This window comes from Dictyobacter sp. Z7_2 (assembly GCF_057551105.1).
Map to the genome: position 1 here is coordinate 2868410 of NZ_BAAJPE010000002.1, position 19173 is coordinate 2887582.

General features: G+C 49.9%; 18 protein-coding genes and 2 tRNA genes. 11 read left to right on the forward strand and 9 right to left on the reverse strand.

Features of this window, described 5'->3' with window-relative positions; genetic code table 11:
* Positions 1-169 precede the first annotated feature (169 nt).
* From AC27N8_RS25555 to AC27N8_RS25565, 3 genes are read left to right on the forward strand one after another with little or no spacing between them, the layout of a single operon-like run.
* A complete protein-coding gene (locus AC27N8_RS25555; RefSeq protein WP_487070704.1) occupies positions 170-1288 on the forward strand; it encodes a hypothetical protein in 1119 nt (372 codons plus the stop codon).
* A gap of 44 nt (positions 1289-1332) precedes the next feature.
* Entirely contained in the window at positions 1333-2046 is a 714-nt protein-coding gene (locus tag AC27N8_RS25560; RefSeq protein WP_487070706.1) for a hypothetical protein, read from the forward strand.
* A gap of 28 nt (positions 2047-2074) precedes the next feature.
* Entirely contained in the window at positions 2075-3202 is a 1128-nt protein-coding gene (locus AC27N8_RS25565; protein ID WP_487070708.1) for a hypothetical protein, read from the forward strand.
* A 129-nt stretch (positions 3203-3331) separates the two neighbouring features.
* Here the strand turns inward: AC27N8_RS25565 and AC27N8_RS25570 are convergent.
* From AC27N8_RS25570 to AC27N8_RS25600, 7 genes are all read right to left on the reverse strand, one after another.
* Positions 3332-3416 (reverse strand) — tRNA-Ser (locus AC27N8_RS25570).
* Between the two features lie 5 nt (positions 3417-3421).
* Positions 3422-3507: transfer RNA gene (locus AC27N8_RS25575), tRNA-Ser, on the reverse strand.
* Between the two features lie 77 nt (positions 3508-3584).
* Positions 3585-4034 carry a PPOX class F420-dependent oxidoreductase gene (locus tag AC27N8_RS25580; protein ID WP_487070710.1) on the reverse strand — a complete coding sequence of 150 codons (450 nt, stop codon included), beginning with the start codon at positions 4032-4034 and terminating at the stop codon, positions 3585-3587.
* A 57-nt stretch (positions 4035-4091) separates the two neighbouring features.
* Complete coding sequence (locus tag AC27N8_RS25585) at positions 4092-4766, reverse strand: ribonuclease HII (RefSeq protein ID WP_487070712.1); 675 nt, start codon at positions 4764-4766, stop codon at positions 4092-4094.
* Positions 4753-5196 carry a 50S ribosomal protein L19 gene (rplS, locus tag AC27N8_RS25590; RefSeq protein ID WP_487070714.1) on the reverse strand — a complete coding sequence of 148 codons (444 nt, stop codon included), beginning with the start codon at positions 5194-5196 and terminating at the stop codon, positions 4753-4755. The genes AC27N8_RS25585 and rplS overlap by 14 nt, the downstream gene beginning before the upstream one ends.
* A 69-nt stretch (positions 5197-5265) precedes the next feature.
* Entirely contained in the window at positions 5266-5544 is a 279-nt protein-coding gene (rpsT, locus tag AC27N8_RS25595; RefSeq protein ID WP_487070716.1) for a 30S ribosomal protein S20, read from the reverse strand.
* Between the two features lie 120 nt (positions 5545-5664).
* A complete protein-coding gene (locus tag AC27N8_RS25600) occupies positions 5665-6873 on the reverse strand; it encodes a cystathionine gamma-synthase (protein ID WP_487070718.1) in 1209 nt (402 codons plus the stop codon).
* A gap of 397 nt (positions 6874-7270) precedes the next feature.
* Between AC27N8_RS25600 and AC27N8_RS25605 the strand changes: the two genes are divergently transcribed.
* The 3 genes from AC27N8_RS25605 to AC27N8_RS25615 are packed head-to-tail and all read left to right on the forward strand — an operon-like array spanning position 7271 to position 10309.
* Positions 7271-8056, forward strand: a complete 786-nt coding sequence (locus tag AC27N8_RS25605) for an alpha/beta hydrolase (RefSeq protein ID WP_487070720.1) — start codon at positions 7271-7273, stop codon at positions 8054-8056.
* Positions 8057-8113: 57 nt separating this feature from the next.
* Complete coding sequence (locus AC27N8_RS25610) at positions 8114-9415, forward strand: hypothetical protein (RefSeq protein ID WP_487070722.1); 1302 nt, start codon at positions 8114-8116, stop codon at positions 9413-9415.
* A gap of 12 nt (positions 9416-9427) precedes the next feature.
* Positions 9428-10309 (forward strand): carotenoid biosynthesis protein, encoded by an 882-nt coding sequence (locus tag AC27N8_RS25615; RefSeq protein ID WP_487070724.1) that lies wholly within the window; start codon positions 9428-9430, stop codon positions 10307-10309.
* On the opposite strand, the gene AC27N8_RS25620 is transcribed toward AC27N8_RS25615, so the two are convergent.
* Both AC27N8_RS25620 and AC27N8_RS25625 read right to left on the reverse strand, forming a co-directional pair.
* A complete protein-coding gene (locus tag AC27N8_RS25620) occupies positions 10306-11502 on the reverse strand; it encodes a glycosyltransferase (protein WP_487070726.1) in 1197 nt (398 codons plus the stop codon). The two genes, AC27N8_RS25615 and AC27N8_RS25620, sit on opposite strands and share 4 nt — an antisense overlap.
* Before the next feature lie 44 nt (positions 11503-11546).
* A complete protein-coding gene (locus AC27N8_RS25625) occupies positions 11547-12299 on the reverse strand; it encodes a lysophospholipid acyltransferase family protein (RefSeq protein ID WP_487070728.1) in 753 nt (250 codons plus the stop codon).
* Between the two features lie 81 nt (positions 12300-12380).
* Here AC27N8_RS25625 and AC27N8_RS25630 point away from each other — a divergent pair, with 81 nt between their 5' ends.
* From AC27N8_RS25630 to AC27N8_RS25650, 5 genes are all read left to right on the forward strand, one after another.
* Positions 12381-13952 carry a phytoene desaturase family protein gene (locus AC27N8_RS25630; protein WP_487070730.1) on the forward strand — a complete coding sequence of 524 codons (1572 nt, stop codon included), beginning with the start codon at positions 12381-12383 and terminating at the stop codon, positions 13950-13952.
* 160 nt (positions 13953-14112) lie between these two features.
* A complete protein-coding gene (locus AC27N8_RS25635) occupies positions 14113-14547 on the forward strand; it encodes a DUF4288 domain-containing protein (RefSeq protein WP_487070732.1) in 435 nt (144 codons plus the stop codon).
* A gap of 432 nt (positions 14548-14979) precedes the next feature.
* Positions 14980-16761, forward strand: a complete 1782-nt coding sequence (locus AC27N8_RS25640) for a glycoside hydrolase family 6 protein (protein WP_487070734.1) — start codon at positions 14980-14982, stop codon at positions 16759-16761.
* Positions 16762-17068: 307 nt separating this feature from the next.
* A complete protein-coding gene (locus tag AC27N8_RS25645) occupies positions 17069-17605 on the forward strand; it encodes an RNA polymerase sigma factor (RefSeq protein ID WP_487070736.1) in 537 nt (178 codons plus the stop codon).
* The gene (locus AC27N8_RS25650) at positions 17602-19149 is read left to right on the forward strand and encodes a WD40 repeat domain-containing protein (protein ID WP_487070738.1); all 1548 of its coding nucleotides are present in this window, start codon (positions 17602-17604) and stop codon (positions 19147-19149) included. Before AC27N8_RS25645 ends, AC27N8_RS25650 begins: the two co-directional genes overlap by 4 nt.
* Positions 19150-19173 lie beyond the last annotated feature (24 nt).

Genomic DNA, 19173 nt, shown 5'->3' on the forward strand with positions numbered 1-19173 from the left:
ACACGGATGCATCAATGATGGTTACTATCATTTATGCATCTCGTTTTCTATTATGTATGGTATAACTTTTCAGTCTTCTCACTAGCGGCTGTGTTGCTCACTCTCTTATGGGCCAGTGATAGAGGTGAATGGTGCTGAGCAGCAAAAGAGGAGGCTAAAGCGTGACACGGTGAGCAAGGTTGTCTGTCGGGTTGTTGGGGAGAAGATGCGCGTGATATGTGGTGAGCCGATTGTGGAATGTGTGTATGGATGGGCGAATGTGCTACGACTGTATCCTGACCATCTAGAGATTCAGGGTGAAATCTATGCCTTAAGCGATTTGACGAATTTTAAACCTGCTTATCGTCGCGTTTTTGGTATCTCTTCCATGCGTTTAGAGTTGCAGTTTGTGGCCGGTACGATTGTGATACGTGGCATATCCGATGTTGGATTAGCTTTAAAGCTTATTAACTATCTCAATACCTGGAATGATGCTACAGTCGCCTTGACACGTAAAGAACTCTATGAGGCCAGCCAACTTTCCTTTCCTGAAGCTCAACGATCTCAGCCGCTTGTGTTGTCGGGTTCGAAACAGGAAAGCTTCTGGGAATACGATGCTCATGATCACTCTACGCAGCTAGTCAATGTATCCGAACCATCTGGACCCTCTACTACCGTGCCTGTCATGCATGGATTATCTTTACCTTTGTCTCTTCCTTCGATTACGCAGCCTTTATCCTCTCTACCCTGGACCGATGAACGTTATCGCCAGCACGATCAACGCCTTCAGCGCTTGCAGGCGGAGCGTGAGATCCGCTTTTATGGTTTTGATGCTGCCGCTCTGGCCAAGCGTTTGCGTGATGAGACGCTTGAACCTATCCAGGTTGCTGTTTCGCTCCATGCGGACGAGTTGGCTTATTATCGTACCGAGGTTTGGCTCTTCGATGAATTTTCTGACGATAAGAAACATACGAGATCGAAGGCGAAGGATCAAGGAACACTGATTCTTACGAATCAACGCCTGATCTATCGGGGACAGAAGCGTCATATTATGCTTGGCTATGAACACCTATCGCAGGTCGAGCAAGTTAAAGGAGCTCTTGCTCTCTCGACCGAATATTGGCAGAGAAAACAATACTTCTGTATGCGGCATCCTCTAGAATGTGCGATGTATCTGGAGCACGCCCTGCACAGCTTTCAACAGATCCTTCCATCGGAGTCGGCACAAACGCAAGCGTTTGCTCTGCCAGCCCAGGCATCTTTTCTGATCGCATCTAACTCGCTTGAAGAGTCCAATGCTTCCAATTAATGACAATGTATAGTGTGGCTTTATACTATTTTACAGGAGACTTTATGTTTATTGATACTTTAATGGTCTTATGGAACCGCTTCTGGTATGGCAAATTGAAAAGGATCTTCTTGACCTGCTTTCTGTTTGGTATTGGATTGGTACTGCTGCTGATTATGATTGGAGTGCCTCTTCTGTCGCGCGCGCAACCCACGACCAGACATGCCATTCCATCTGTTGATACTGCCAATCAAAGAGAGTATGCATTTACTCAGCAGCCGCATCTGGATGGCTTAAGTACACTCCCGCTTTCTCCAACGACCATTCCGATCATGCCTACACAGATTGCGACGCCAGCGCCACCAACTATGCCTGTGGATCAGCATCGCCAGGCGGACCAGGCCGATGAAGGATTGATGCCTGCTGTGACGATCAACATATCCAAACGTGCTCCTGTTGCTGAGTCCTCTCGACCAACTGTGAAGCATCGAACTGGCATGGTTGTCAAGAAAGGTCGTATCGCCACCTCTACGGCTGTTCCACAATCAGCTCCAACCAATGTGAGCACGACTATTGTGGCTGCTACACCGATGCCAGAACTGCTTCCGATTCCTACTCCCATTATGACATCAACCCCGATGGGAAATATCACTCCAACACCTGAAGCTTCTCCCATCCCGGAGATAGTGGGAACCGTACCGGCTTCTCCTATTCTTTTCCCGGAAATAACTGCGACACCCACCAGCGCCGTCTCCTGGTGGAATTTTAATGATAGATAAGCAGCGTTTTTGTAGAAGGAGTTTTATTATGCAAGCGTCGATTCCCAGTATGATCGACAAGTATGATCGCAGTACCTGTTTTGAGTGGTATTATCGGATTTTTGCCCCTCCACTAGCTCCTGCTGATGCGAGTCTGCTCAAGCGTGAGTTATCGCGCAGAGGACGACTTAGTAGCGTGGTTCTTATTCTGGGCCTATGTATGGCGGTGATTGCGCTACCAATTACATCTGGACTTAATAACAGGGTGCTCCCCATCCTTTTGATAGGATTGGTGTTAATCGCGTCTTCTATCTGGATTAATAAGAAAGGACATACGACCGCTGCTGGTATCCTCTGTGTACTCAGCACTGAAACGTGTCTGCTCTTAACGATCGGTACCGCCCCGACAGGTTTAACCTTGTTTGCCATCTCTCTCTTCGACGTGCTGATTATTCCTGAGGTGATAGCGGTGTCTCTCCTTATCCCCTGGAGCGTCTTTATTGTCGCTGCTATCAATAGTCTGGCGTTTATTGGCTTCTTTGTGTTTATGCCTCATGATGCCGTTCTCAATGAGCTCGTTAAAATTCAGGGGTATGACATACTTTTGCGCCCGATTACCCTGCAAATTGTGGTTGCCATCGTTACCTGCTTATGGGTCAGGAGTGCCAATCGAGCGATTCGGAAAGCAGATCGTGCCGAAGTTATCGCGCTGCTCCAATCCAACCTGTTGAGTGAGCAGAGTGAGAATCAGCGTCGCAGGCAGGAACTCGATCGTGTGATTGCGGTCCTCGAAGATGTGCAGCATCGTATTGCGAGTGGTGATCTATCGGTACGTGTGCCTTTAGAAGGCGAGATTTTAGTCTCTATTGGAGGTAAATTCAACAATCTGATTAATCGTTTCCAGCGTGCACTCAAGTCTGAGAACGATCTGTTGTATCTCCAGCAAGCTATCAACTACATCGTGAGCGAGGTGGATATGGCGCGGAAACGTGGTGGACCGTTCCAATTGCGCCGTACTGGCACACCGCTTGATAGTTTGTTACTGGCATTTCTCGTCTTGCAACAGCATCAGGAGACCACGACAAATCCGACCGCTACCCGGAATCCGCATACTGTAGCCTATCATCCCCTCACTAGCGATCCGAGGGCTTACAATCCAAATACGCCCATCATATAGGACGTGTTCAGGGATACGATCGGCTCGTTCTTTGTATAAATCTGTTTGATGGCAGTACGATCCCATCATGTTGAAGCGCAGGGATGCATATGACGAAGATTTTGTGGGGATTGAATGTGGCTGCTTGGGCGGAGGAGGAGGGATTCGAACCCTCGAAGGCTTGCACCTTACACGATTTCCAGTCGTGCTCACTAGACCACTATGAGACTCCTCCGGAAGCGGAGAGAGAGGGATTCGAACCCTCGAAGGCTATTAACCTTACCGCTTTTCGAGAGCGGCACATTCGACCACTCTGACATCTCTCCGCGAACTAATATAACACATCTCTGTGGCTGTGGCAAGCATTAATTTCTGCTGTTTGCGCGCCAGTTGACCTTTGAGCCTAATCGTGGGTGTGTTCATCGAAAAACTCGATCGCGACATAGACCTGTTCGACGGCTGGTTGCCTGCGTATGAGTTGTGCCAGTCTCATGATAGCGTAGATTGCTTGACGTCTTAAGCCATATTTGCTCTGGAGAGCCCCTCTGGCCTTGTATGTTTCGGCGACGGCTGTAATGACATGGGCATGCGCTTCTACGGCTTCTCCTGTCTCTCTCCCGCGTGCTGTGCAGGGGGCGATGGTGACGTGAGGATTGTTCTCGATACGTTTGATCTTGCCTGAGTTTGCTGCGGTGGAGAAGTAGATGATGCCATCATGCTCGGCACATGTGACGGGCGTTGAGACCGGCGCACCGCTCTTGCGAAAGGTTGTCAGATTGTTGTTGCTGGCGCTAAAGATGGCTTTGATCGCGGGTGTGATTGGATAATTAGGATAATGGATATGTGCTGTCATAAAGGCCATTTATCTCCTGATGATATTTTTTTGCTCCATTCTAGCATAGACAAAGATTCAGCTATCCGATGATTGTGGCGTTGCGAAGAGTCCGAATAGTTCGCTGACAGGCGAAAAGCTGCGGCGATGATGGGGTGTGGCTCCATGTTCTCGCAGAGCGCTCAGATGAGCGGGTGTGCCGTAGCCTTTGTGCTGATGAAAGCCGTAAGCGGGATACTCCTGATGCAATTCTACCATCATGCGGTCGCGGGTCACTTTGGCGATAATCGAGGCGGCGGCGATTGAGAGGCAACGAGCGTCACCTTTGATAATCGAACGTTGTGGCAGAGCGATTTTTGGTAGATAGATGGCATCCAGCAAGAGCGCGTTAGGAGCGGGTGAGAGTTGCTTGAGCGCCAATCCCATGGCGTATTTAGTGGCTTGTAGGATGTTGCGCTCATCGATGATGGCCACGGAACCGATGCCGATGCCGATCGCCAGGGCATGTTGCATGATGAGATCGTAGAGGCGCTCACGCGTGGCTGCGGAGAGTTGTTTGGAGTCGTTAACGCCGGCAAAGAGCTCCAGCGTATTTTCGGCGCGAGGTAAGATCACAGCGCCAGCCACTACCGGACCAGCCAGGCAGCCTCGTCCCACCTCATCGAGTCCGGCGACAAAGGAATAGCCCTGTTGAAACAGGGCCATCTCTTCTTCTAACGTGGGGCTTTGCTTGTTAGGCTTAGGCTTTTGCATTCTTTGCTGCTTCTTTGGCTGCTTCTTTCGCCGCCACCTGCTTGGCACTCAGAGGGCGAATCTCCTTCAAGCGTGCAGCTTTACCGGTCAGGCCGCGTAGATAATAGAGCTGTTTGCGGCGTACTTTCGCGTGGCGAAGTACTTCGATCTTCTCGATACGTGGAGAATTGACCAAAAATGTACGTTCGACACCTACACCATTGGTGATACGGCGGACTGTGAAGTTGCGATTGACCTTGCTACCGCGGAGGCGCATGATCACGCCCTCGAACGGCTGTAAACGTTCGCGGCTTCCCTCAACAACTTTGACTTGTAAGCGGACGGTATCGCCCGATTTCATCTCGGGTATATCTTTCCGTAACTGAGCACTTTCTACAGCGGTAAGTAATGCCCGCCCTGCTGGCTTTGTTACGACGTGGTTGTCGGCCATCCCTAGAACCTCCTATGCGCCAGTGCTCAACATGAATATATGGGTGGCAGAGCATTGGGCGAAATTTATTTACTTTTCGGCATTAATGGCATTGAGCTGCTTCATCAGGCGTGATTTGCGGCGGGCTGCATTATTTCTGTGAATAACACCTTTTTTGGCGGCCTTATCCAACTCGCTGACGGCCAGGCGTACAGCCTCGGCACTTACTGCTACGTCGTCGGTTGGATGCTGAATTGCCTGACGAGCTTTGGTCACATGATTTTTAACAATCGATTTTGTGCTGCGATTGAATGAGCGGCGCCTCTGTTCCTGACGCATGCGCTTTTCAGCAGCGGCATTATTGGGCATATGGAATCAATCCTCTCCGGAAAACATCTATCTCTTAACGCGGACTTCATCACCATAAAAAGACCGACATGATTGTCGGACTGAGTGCCCGTAGATTATAACAGAACTCTCTTCTTACTGTCAAACCAAGAGCCGATTGGCATCGAGCCTCTTTTCGGGCAGCGCTTCTCGCGCATCCTCAACCGCGGGAAGCGAATCCAGGGCCTGTTGCAGATCAAGCAGAATATCTTCTATATCCTCGATGCCGACCGAGAGGCGTAGCAACGTATCTGTTAGCCCACGGGCCTCGCGGATCTCGCAGGGGATAGAGCCGTGTGTCATGCTGGCTGGATGGCAAATCAGTGACTCGATGCCTCCCAGGCTTTCTGCGAATGTGATCACTTTCAGGCGCCGCAGGATCTGGTCAACGTCATCCCTTGTCCCTTTGAACTGGAATGAGACCATGCCGCCGAAACCCTTCATCTGTCGCTTGGCAAGCTCATGATCGGGATGGGAAGGTAGACCCGGATAGATGACTCTCTCTACGCGTGGATGCTCACTTAAGAATTTCGCTACAGCGTGAGCATTTGCCTCGTGCTGGCGCATGCGGACAGCAAGGGTTTTAATACCTCGTAACGTGAGCCAGGAATCAAATGGTCCTGGTATGCTACCTGCTGCGTTTTGATAGAATTTAATCTGTGTATATAATTCCTGATCGTTTAAGGCAACGGCTCCGCCAACCACGTCGCTATGTCCATTGATGTACTTGGTGGTGCTGTGCACCACGATGTCTGCTCCGAGCTCCAGAGGCTGCTGAAAGTAGGGGCTGCAAAAGGTGTTGTCCACGACGAGCAGGATATTATGACTATGGGCTATCTGTGCCACTGCCTGGATGTCAACCAGGCGTAATAGTGGATTGGTTGGCGTTTCCAGCCATATCAATTTGGTATTTGGTCGCAGCGCCTTTTCGTAATCTTCAACTGAGGCGGCGGATACGTAGGTGGTCTCGATCTGATAGCGTCCTAAAACCTGCTCGAAGAGACGATAACTGCCTCCATAGAGGTCATCGCAAGAAACTATATGATCGCCAGTTTTCAGCAGACTCAATATTCCCTGCTCCGCCGCCAGACCAGAAGCGAATGCCAGACCGTATCTGGCGTTTTCCAATGAGGCGATGCATGTCTCCAGTGCTGTGCGTGTCGGATTGCCTGAACGTGAATATTCATATCCTTTATTATCACCCAGACCTGCCTGGGCGTAGGTTGATGTTTGAAAGATTGGAGTCATGATCGCGCCTGTCGTTGGATCAGGCTCCTGTCCCGCATGAATAGCTCGCGTTGAAAATTTCATATAAGTACTCTCCCCTAACAGCCTCCCGCATACATGTGTTTATAGTGAGAGGATTGCCGAATAAACTTGATCAACTATATCATCAAAGGAATAAAAACACAATCGACAGCGGTCGAAATAGGTCATTTGAACTGCTCTCTGCCGGCTTGATTGGAATGGATTGTCATGGCTAAACAAAAGAGGCACCCGGCCTTGAAATTACACCAGGTGCTCATTAATGATTACATTGTGTATGACGAAATTATTCCCTGAAACTAGCATGATCGTACAATCGTCCTATTGATGAGTATTATAGAGAGCACTTTTGGAGTACCAGGGATTTGTAACACTTTCATCTTATTTATTCTCATGCGTCAAACGTGTATAGCGTTATCTTCAGGAGAGGAGTGAGATCACTGTGGACATTGCTGGAAGTAAATCCCATCCGAGTACGGCTCGTGGTTCGGTTGGCGTTTTGTTAGTGCATGGCCTCAATGGTGACCGTGGGGATATGGAAGAATTACGGATTAAATTGTCTGCACAGGGCTTTGTGACTGATAATCTTTTGTTGCCGGGCCATGAAGCCGATTCGCATACGATGCTCTCTTTCGGTTGGACGGATTGGGCTGAGGCGGTGCGCTCTGCGCTGCTTTCACTGCGAGCTCGCTGTACGCGGGTATTCCTGGTGGGACATTCGCTTGGTGGTGCGCTTTGTCTGCATGTGGCTGCATCAACGCCAGTGGATGGTATTGTAACTATGTGTGCGCCGATTATGATGCATCCAGCTATGTTATTGGGAGTGCAACTGGTGCGACGTTTTACGCCGTTTTTGTGGCTACCAAGTTTGCGCGAGGATATCAGCGATCCCATGGCACGTCGTACGCATGGTCGCAAGGTTTATCGCCATACACCTATGGCACCTGTGGAAAGTATGTTACAATACCTACCATTGCTGAGAGCCGAATTGCCTCGTGTGACGGCCCCCATTCTCATCATGATTGCCATCCACGACCATGTGGTGCCGGCACGTGATGGGCGTATCATTTATCGCCTGATTGGCTCACGGGATAAGTCGCTGGTCGCCTTTCACCACTCGTATCACGTGATTACGAAAGACCACGAACGTGCTGAGGTAATGGCGCGTACTCTCACATTTATTCAGCAACATCTGCCCGCGCTGGATGATTCTGCTGCAAAAGCGTGAAATAGCCTGAATATACGACAACGAAGCAATATTGCTATAGTGGAGTGATAGATTACTTTGAAACAGCACGTTACTAATTCACCAGAGACAGAGGACGGACGCCGACGCCTACCACTGTCTAAAGGTGGTGTGATCATTTTTCTGCTTATTATTTGTTTGATCTTTGCCGTGGTCGGTCGTCAGATCATACGTTCCTGGCCCAGGACTGGTGCTGCATCAGCCACAACGAACTCTTCTTCGGCCGCCGCACCGCTTCAACTTCCTGGTGGCACTGGCTTATCTGCCTTGACTTTATCTGGTAACCATACCGTGATTTATCAGGAGCAGAGTCATATTTATACTGTGACGGTGCCCGACGGAGCGTCACACGTGCTTAATACTCCAGGTTATCTTTACAATCGAGCCGTGCCAGCGCTTGTTACTGCCACGAAGGAACTGATCTATAGTGGCAGCGGTATCTGGGCTTTGAGCTTGCCTGATGGACAGGCCAGGCAGATAGCTACACTGCCAGCCGATCAGGTGATTACATCTCTGGTTGTCAGTCAGAACGGGAGCTCTCTGGCCTGGAGCAGTGCTCCTGCGAATGGAAGCGGTACGACGCGTCTCTATGCTGGAAGTCTTGAGCATACCACTCAGATCTATCAGCAACCGGCCTCGCAATGTCCATGTTATCGAGCCTTTTCATTTCTGAATCAAAGCAGCAGCACGCTCTTGCTCACCAACGATCGCGGTGATCATCGCAGCGCTCATTATGGGCTCTGGACCTTTGATCTGAGCCAGGAAAGTGCTGCCAGGCCGCAGCAGGTCCTCAATGATGCTGACCAGCAGGGTCCATTGGCGCTCACTGGACAGGGAGATAAGCTCCTCTATGCTTCTTTTCTGGGCTATGTACCCTGGCCAACGATCGGTGCTCCTGCTGATATCACGTCGCTCGCTTACGCGAATAGCCTTTCTCTGGCGTCTATTGATGGAACGCAGCATACGTTAGGCAAATCGCAAGTAATTCTGCCGGATCAAGGCGATCTGGCTAACACGCAGAGCTATCACTGGGTTGACACGCCGGAATTTGCACCTGACAGTCAGACACTGGCTTACGTAGAGTTTTCCTCTTCCAGCCAGAAAGATTTTCCGCGTCAATTTGCGCTCTATACCTATGATCTGCATGGGAAGAGCGGGATAGAGCCTCAGTTACTGGCGACCGCAACGGCTAAATATGTCGAGCTGGGGAGCTGGCTGAGTGATACTGTTGTGACCTTCTATGCTGATAATGTTCTCTATGCTCTGGATGTACAGCAGCACTCTGTTGCGACGCTGATTGCTACTGGAGCTTATGCACATATCGTATCTGTCATAGAATAGAGGCCAGACTTCATGCGTATCCATCAGCGCACATCATCGCGTATCCAGGCCAGTCTGAGCAGTTTATTTGTCGTACTGGCCGGATTATTCTGTTTTTGTTATCCCTTTGCCGTCATCGGGGTTGCCTTTGATGTTAAACCGCCTTTCTCGCTCGATTGGGCTGGCAGCTTCCTGCTTTTTATCGAAGGTAGCCTGCTGCTGGTGGCGGCCCTGCTCTCCTATGGATATGTGCGTGGATCATTGGCGGGCCTCTGCATTCTTGTCTTCTCGTATGCTGTCGAGGCGCTGGGCGCAAATACAGGCTTTCCTTTTGGCAGCTATCACTACACCGCGATTCTGGTCCCGCACCTGCCCGGCTACGTGCCGCTGCCGGTCATGTTTGCCTGGCTGCTGATTGTCCTGGGAAGCTATGGGGCGGTGAAACGTTCGACATCTGGCAAGCGTGGGATGATTGTAGGGACAGCATTTACGAGTGCCTTGTTGGCGATGCTCCTGGATTTAGCGATTGAGCCGGTGGCGGCGCATGTGGTGTTCTATTGGGATTGGCAGGCTCAGAGGACGCTAAATTATTATGGAGTACCGTTGACCAATTTTGTGGCATGGTTCGGTGTGGCGTTTGTGTTGTTATTACTGGCTGATTGGTTGTTGCGGGGAAGGAATACGCAAGCGATTCCGCAATACAAACAGGAAATCTGGAGGCATGGGCAGAACGTTGGGTGGATTGAGTACTTGCTCATGCTTGTCCCTCGTCTTCTTTTTCTCTGTAGTCTTTTCATGTTTGGCCTCGTTGACCTCACGCATGGCTACCTCTGGGGATCGTTCTGGGCCTTGTGTGCCGGCGCGCTCATCCTCCTGCTCTGGCGACGTTCTTCATCCTTCTCAGAGCAGCTCTAACTGCTCTGAGGATTCGCATAATATCTTCCCTTCCATTCCGTTCCCGTTTTGCGATAGTGCCAGCGGATCGAATTCAACAAGATCAGACATTCCAGGGCTATCGAGATTGGATGTACCAGACTGAGCAGGATCATCAAGGGACGTTGTGTGCGGGTAAAGCGATAGGCTATGAGCGCACGCATACAGACCGAGAGCAGATAGCAGCCCAATGCCAACTGGAAGATCGTCGCGGGCACTATCCACACCAGTGCGCTGATGAGTAATAGTACGGGCGCGACAAAGAGAAGGAGATTTATCAGGATGGCACCGAGCGCAAAGGGAAGTGCGTAGTTGTAAAGAGCGTACAGGTTTTTTGAGAAGCCGCTCCAGACCTCTCGAAACGAGTGATACATACGGCATTGGATCATTTCTAAGGCATCGACGTATACCATGCGCTGGCCTGTGGCCTTGACTTTGTGTGCCAGTAATACATCTTCCAGGATATGATCTTTGACGGAAACATGTCCGCCGATTTCATTATAGAGAGTACGTTCAAAGCACAGAAGCTGTCCATTTCCGATCGACAGGCTGGGCTCTGGACGTCGATATATCAACGCGATTGGCAGGAGGGTGAGGACGGTAAAGTTGAGGAGGGGAACGGTCAAGCGTTCCCCCAGACTCTGTGTGATCTGTTCGGGCTGTGCCGTCAGCAGCTTTACCTTGAGATCCTGCATGTGCTGGATCACAGCCGGGAGCATGCTGGCTTGATGAATAGTATCGGCGTCAGTGAATAATAGATAGTCACCTTGAGCTGATTGGGAAAGTTGATGGCAGGCATAATTTTTCCCAACCCAGCCAGCAGGCAGCGTTGCTCCTGTGATGAGTTGTACGCGTGTCTTATCTCTGCTGGAAGTTGATAATTCCTGGATGATCTCTTGTACAATAAGAGCAGTGTTGTCAGTACTTTGATCATCAAGCACAAGGATCTCGAAGGAGCTGTAATCTTGTGCGATGAGAGAACGTAAGCACCTGGCGATCTTGTCTTGTTCGTTGCGAGCGGGTATAAGTATAGAAACGAATGGTTCGAACTCTCGCGTTTGTACATCGGAGCTGCGTAAGCGCTTAAATGTGCTCAGGTTGTATAAAAGAATACCTAGATTCACGCTCAGGATGAGCAGGAGGATACTGAGTAGCGCGATGGTTGCATATATCATAAAGTTGAATGTCGTTCCATTTCTCACGTAAATGTCAAAAAATATCATTGGCGGCTGATTTGTTTGCGCAGCAGGATAGCATCAAACAATCTATTGACAGACGCTTTCCCATTCAGGATTGGGGCAAAGCCTGTTAACTGTCCGGCTATGACATCAGCTCTCAGTTGATCGAGTTCGGCAGTGACACGAGCTTCCAGAAGTTTCGTATAGTTTTTTAGGAAGCCAGGCGTTTGCAGCTCCTTTTCGCCAATCAGCAAGGGATCACCTATGCTGATGTAGAGATCGGGATGTTGCTCGGCTATATATTCGATGCGTGTGGCGACCGGATAGAGTAATGCCGGAGCTGCCAATTTGGCAAGATGGGCTGCTCCGCTGAAGAATACGAGCGGTCGTCGATCGTTAGGAGCAATCTCTCCCTGTGGAAAGAGCCAGACGAAGCGTCCGGGATGGCCTTTCAACAAGGCGGCGGCATATTGGATCGTCTTGACCGCTGAGCGTGCGTTGTGGCGATCAACTGAAAAGCATCCGACCCAACGAAAGAAGAAATATCGTTTCAGTTGAGCCTCTTCCATCATCAGATAGGCATCGAGCTTCAAATGACGCTCAATCAGAGCTGCCACATAGCCATCCCACCAGTTCGAATGGTTAGCGCAAAAGATAATTGGTAAGCGGCGTTGGGCGTCTGTCATAGGGGTGGCGCTGCGAACATAGATACGATCAAAATGTTTTCGCAACGATGAATAGATCATCCATCGTACCAATGCTCCACCCAGGGGAAATTTTTGTGCAGGTAGCATTATGACTGTACTCTCCTTACCCGGTCATTAACTGTGATAACATCTTAGTTGTCAATATTATAACGAGGTGTGAAGATGTCTGTGCCAAAGAATATTTTGCTGGTTGGAGCCGGTATCGGTGGGCTCTCGGCTGCTATCCATCTAGCGCATCAGGGACATGCAGTCCATATGCTTGAAAGTCAGCCGCAGGTGGGTGGTAAGCTCAATCACTTGACGCTGGATGGCTTTAGTTTTGATACGGGGCCTTCTCTGATTACGATGCCGTATGTCCTGAGTGAACTATTTCAGTCAGTCGATCGTCGTCTTGAGGACTATCTAGATCTGCGCCCGCTGGATCTCACGTGTCGCTATTTTTATCGCGATGGCTCTATCCTGAACGCCTGGCGTGATCGTCAGAAGATGGCGCGTGAGATCGCACGCTTTAGTCTCCATGATGGTATGGCCTTTATGCGCTTTATCGAGCAGTCGCGTGCGATCTTTGAAGCGGCGGCAGATCCCTTCCTCTACCATAGCCTGGGCAGCCCTCTGGATGTACTGGAAACCTTTATACGCTATGTCTGGCGTGGAGAGCCGTCAGTAGCAGGTACGGCACCATCTAGCCATCAGAGCACGCTCTCAGAACGTTTGAGTGCAGTCTCGACTGCGCTTTCAACGCAGACGTTAGATCAACATATTCGCAGCATTTTTGAGGACGAACATATTCGTCAATTGTTTGATCGCTATGCCACCTATAATGGATCATCGCCGTATCAAGTCGCCTCAGTCTACAGCATCATCCCCTACGTTGAGCTGGCTGACGGCGGTTGGTATCCTCATGGAGGCATCTATGCTCTGGCGCAGGCGTTGCTGCGACTGGCTCGTGAGCTTGGTGTGCGTGTCGAGACCCAGCAGCACGTCCGCCGCATTCTGGTTGAACACGGACGCGCCTGTGGAGTGGTGCTCGCTGACGGACGCGTCTTGCGGAGCGATCTGGTCGTGACCAATAGTGATGTTGTGACCACATATCGAGAAATGCTATCGCCAGCCGTGCAGAATCAACAATACGTGAAGCGTTTGGAGCGTCTTGAACCCTCCTGCTCGGGCTTTGTGCTGCTTTTGGGAACGAAGAAGCAGTATCCCCAACTATCACATCACAACATCTTTTTCTCCAACAACTACCGCGCCGAATTTGACGACCTATTTGAGCATCACATCCCGCAACGCCATCCGACCATTTATGTGTGCGCCACCACGCGTACTGATCCCAGTCAGGCGCCGGAAGGTCACGAAAACCTGTTTGTTCTCGTCAATGCTCCCTATCTCAATCCCAAAGTAGATTGGCAGCGGGATGCACCAGCCTATCGCGATCGTATTCTCGACGTGCTCGCCAGCTACAAGCAGATCGATCTGAGTGACATTCGTGAGCATATCGTCTGTGAAGCGATTCTGACGCCCGAGGATTTCCAACGCAACTATGGCGCCAACGCAGGATCGATCTATGGACTCTCATCCAATCATCGTATGGCCCCTTTTACTCGTCCGAGCAATCGAGCCAAAGATATCCGTGGACTCTATTTTGTAGGAGGTAGTACGCATCCAGGTGGTGGCGTGCCCCTGGTGATCTTATCGGGAAAGATCGTGGCAGATCTGATTGCGGAAGATATTGCCAGCTAGAAGGGGAATCGTCATGGCATGCGTGTTATAAAAAGCCATCGTCAATGCTGTGCTCAAACGATTGAGTGGCATAATATAATGGAGGCAGTGTTGTTTGGCCAGTTGTTGATGAATTGGCAAGACGCTGCATATCTATAGGACAAGAGAGAGGAGCTTCCTCATGGCTAATAGCTCAAGTAATGTGAAATGGTATCTGGCGGAACTGGTTGAGGAAATTAGAATTGATGACGAGGATGAAAATATTGTGCACAATAACCTCGTTTTGATCCATGCGAACTCGCCCGAAGAGGCCTATAAAAAAGCGCTGGCCCGAGGATCAGCGATGAACGATACATATGAAATGTCTCCAGGAAAAAAGGTTGTCTCCACATTTCGCGGCCTGAGCGACCTGAATCCTATCCTTGACGAGCTAGAAGATGGAGCCACCATTGCCTATGAGGAATTGACCGGCCTGACCGAAGATGAAATCACTGAAATGGTCCCCGAGAAGGACTTGCTCGGCGCTTTCCAAACAGATGATGACGAAAACGAATCCAATAGCGCTGCCCTTGAGGAAGCCATGAGAATCATTCGCAACTCAGAGAAAGACCTGTAAAACCCCATAGGTAGCGTTGCACGCTCGTGTGTGACGTCCACTCGACGTATGATCAGGCTCGCTTGTGTCCTTCCCAGGTATCTATGATCACCTGTAAAGAACCGTGGCGTACAGCGAGCCGGCATATTCAGTTTCTATTCACAGTCGAAAATTCGTTGACAATATAGTTTTATCTGGACATAATTGCAATGAGGTACATAGATATGTCTGGAATGCAAGTATCAATTCTTAGTTAGTGATGCTTTGCTACGCTATAAAAATGCCTGTATGTCTTCCAATGGAAAAACTTAACAAAAAGTGGAAAAAATGTATAGGCAGAGATTGCGGAGACAACATGGTGCCATGGGTGCATACTGGGGTGCTGTCCAGACAGCGGGATGTTTTATCGTCCTGCTGTCATACAGTACGGTTTTGTAACAAGGAGGTTAAGCGATGGCTAAAAAAAGGATAGTCGCATCATTTATAATGATCACGATAGTCCTGAGCGCGATCAGTGGATTTTTTGTCAATACGCAGGTGACGCATGCCGCTTCATACTGTCAGGTGACCTATACAGTGACGAATCAGTGGCCTGGTGGTTTTGGTGGCAATATTGTCATCCAGAATACCGGTACCACAGCCTGGACAAGTTGGAAGCTGGCATTTACATTTCCTGCGACTGGTCAATCTGTGACGCAGGGATGGACCGGTGCATTTGCTCAGTCAGGTCAAAATGTGACGGTTACTAATTTAAGTTATAATGCGAACGTTGCTGTGAATGGTTCTGTGAATCCAGGTTTCAATGGTGCCTGGACCACAAGCAATCCGGTGCCGACCAGCTTTACCGTCAATGGCAATGCCTGTAACGGCTCAACGACCTCGCCAACTCCAACCCCGGGTACGACTCCGACCCCAGGTACGACTCCGACCCCGAGTACGCCCACGGCTACTCCGACCCCGAGTACGCCCACGGCTACCCCGACGCCTGGTACTCATGTCGATAACCCCTATGCCGGAGCCAAGGGTTATGTGAATCCTCAGTGGGCTGCTGAAGCCAATGCTGACGGTGGTAGTGCGATCTCCAAGATTTCTACTGGGATCTGGCTGGATCGTATCGCGACGATTGCCCCGACCGATGGCACTATGGGCGTGGCCGCTCACCTGGATGCTGCCCTTGTCCAGGCTGCCGGACAGCCTCTGACGATTGAGTTTGTTATCTATGATCTGCCAAATCGTGACTGTTCCGCATTGGCCTCCAATGGTGAGTTGCTGGTCGCTAATGATGGTCTGAATAAGTACAAGACGCAGTACATTGATCCGATCGCCGCTATTATGGCGAATTCCAAGTACAGCAGCCTGCGTATTGTCACCATCATTGAGCCTGACTCCTTGCCGAACCTCCTTACCAATCTGAGCAAACCATTGTGCGCGGAAGCTCAGTCGAGTGGAGCTTATGTTCAGGGTGTGCAGTACGCTTTGAACAAATTGCACGCTATTCCCAATGTCTACACCTATATCGATGCAGCTCACTCTGGCTGGCTCGGATGGGATACCAATTTCCAGCCGGCTGTCAATCTTTGGGCTTCGACCATCAAAGGGACAACTGCAGGCGTCAACAGCGTTGATGGTTTCATCTCGAACACCGCCAACTATACTCCTGTGACGGAACCGTACCTCCCTAATCCAAACTTGACCGTTGGTGGTAACCAGATCCGCTCGGCCAACTTCTATCAGTGGAATCCCTACTTCGACGAGCAATCTTACGATAACGCTCTGTATAGCGCTCTCGTCGCGGCAGGCTTCCCATCTAACATCGGTATGCTTATCGACACCTCCCGCAATGGTTGGGGTGGCACGGGTCGGCCAACCGCTGTGAGTACCTCAACCGATCTCAATACCTACGTCGATCAATCTCGTATTGACAAGCGTCCAGGGCGCGGCGACTGGTGTAATCAGAGTGGAGCGGGTCTGGGAATTCGCCCGGTGGCCAGTCCAGCAGCGCACTTTGATGCGTATGTATGGGTCAAGCCTCCCGGAGAATCTGACGGCTCTAGCTCGTTGATCTCCAATAATCAGGGCAAAGGTTTCGATCAGATGTGTGATCCAACCTATGGTGGTAATTCTCTTAATAACAATCAGCCCAGCGGAGCTCTGCCAAATGCACCGATCTCCGGCGCATGGTTCTCTGCTCAGTTCCATCAACTTATGCAGAACGCGTATCCTCCACTGTCATAATCGTATCATCACCTCCCGGTGAGAGCAGTGCCGTCGTCCGTGCTGTAATCTATAGTAGATTGCAGAGTGGACGACGGCGTTTTCATGACAATATACTGGTGTTGCTTGACATTTTACGATATTTATCTGGTTAAAAAGATATTGCTTTATAGAAATAGAGGATCTTGACCGTCTATCTGTTGGTGAAAAGAATTGCTGTGACATGGAAAAGTACTAGATCCGATGTGATTGTGTTGCATTTTTAGTTCTCTGACGATGTGTCTGACGAGATCTCAAAAAAACTCTAGAGGACGCAATGGACGACTATGTGTTAAAACAATCATCTTATGATGAACTTTATACAGAACTTTATCAACGTTATGCGTTGATACTCTTTGCCTATGCGCATCAACGGCTTTCCTCGCGTGAGGATGCAGAAGATATTGTGCTTGAAGTATTTCTCTCTGTGCTGAAGAATCCACGCTTTCCTGACTTCGATGAGAAAAAGCAGGAGGCGTGGCTCTGGACTATTCTACGTAACAAACTGGTTGACCATTTTCGGCATGTGAATCGACGACAACAGGTCTCCATTGAATGGCTGGAGGAGGTGCTCCATGCCAATGAGGAAGATAGCCCGGAGGAGGTTAGCCTGCAACGTGATGAATATGCACGGCTTGCCAGTACTGTGCAAAAGCTGCCGCAGCTTCAACAGGATGTGTTGAAGCTGCGCTTTGTTTATGGCTTGAAATGTGATGAAATATCGCTGATTCTTGAAAAAAGTGGGTCAGCCGTGAGAATGTTGCTAACTCGAACCTTACGACAGTTGCGTAGTCTCTACAAAGATCAGGCGGAAGGTGGTCAATGATGAAAGAACCGAAGGATAGCTTACAAGCAGACATAATAGATCAGGTGATCGATGGCGATGGGCTGACACCTCCTGATCGCCTGACATCTCGCATGATCCAGCAGTTACACCAGGGTTCTCAAGAGGCTGCCCGTGAGAATGAGTACTCGCTCGATCGTATCTGGGAGCGTCTGGCTCAAAGTCGGGAGCATCCCATCATCCTACCAACGCAACGGACAATGCCTGATGAAAAGCGCAACGTGAAAAAGGTAAAATCATCATTAAGAACTACGCCGTCGATCAACTTCTCCGGGAGAAAATATCCTTCATCTTCCATGGCGCCGTCCAAAAAAAAACGTTCACTGCTGGGTGTGATAGGTATCAGTCTGGTGGCTGCGGTGGCCGTCATAACCATGATGAGTCTGGCGATCTTCTCGCACCTGCCGCATTCCGTCTCTTTAACTACGAACAACAAAATGGTGACGGCCAGTGCGAGCCAGACTCAACCAGTGATAAGCAAGGGGAAGCTGGTATGCAGTGCTCCTTTGAATAAGCTGCTGAGTTCAGATCGGCCATCTGGTGCACCTTTTCTAAACTGGTCGAAGCAGGGAAGTATCGATGTGGTAACCGCCTCGGATTTTGCAGCCTTTTCTGCACAGAGTTGTGAAGCTACCCCCTCTCCTGTGCCCTCTACCTTGACTGAGCCCTCGACATCGATACAGAGTTCGTTCTCTGCCTGGTCGTCTGATGGTCAGGAATTGGCGCTGGTCGATACACAAAATAGTATCCTGGACGTGCTGAATTATCAGGAAAACAAAGTAGTGCGGTTTCCTTTCGAGGATCTAGGAGCATACTCTCTCGGTCCAGTGCATTGGTCATCTGATAACCAGCAGCTTACATTTGTCTCCCTTGGCAAGAGCAAGCAAACGATGATTATGAGCGTCGACGTCGTCAGCCAGGCCAAACCTACGATTTTGATGACTCTTCCCTACACGAGCATCCAGGACATTACCTTTTCGTCCGATAGCAAGAGGATCGCACTTACGAGGTTGAATGAGCAGCAGCAGCAAGATGAGCTAGAAATCTGGAATATCGAGAGCGGAAAGATGCTCACGGATCTCTTATTTCCTTTGCAGAGCGTCTATACTCAGGTCTTCTCACCCGATGCCTCTCTGCTTGCCGTGGGAACGATCGCAGCAAGCAACCAGATACAGATTTATTCCACTACGACTGGCGGGCTTGTGAGCTCGTTTGAGGATCGCTCTGAGACCCTACAAGCCAAGAAGATCCTGAGTATAGAGGATGATGGGGTAGACCTTCCTGCGCAGAACGGTAAAAATCTTGTCTGGTCACCCGATGGTCGCTATCTTGCCGAGGGCACAACAGCTATCCAAATTTATGCTATGAGTACTCACAGTATCGTCACGACATTTGGCAAAGTAGACGATGCATCCTGGATTAACTCCTTAGCCTGGGATACCAAGAGCAAAGGATTGGTCTCTGCGACCGCTCGTCTGGGTGATAGGTCTTCTGTGGAAACTGTAAGCGTGTGGCTGCTCAATTGAAGCAGCCACACATTTTGAACGAAA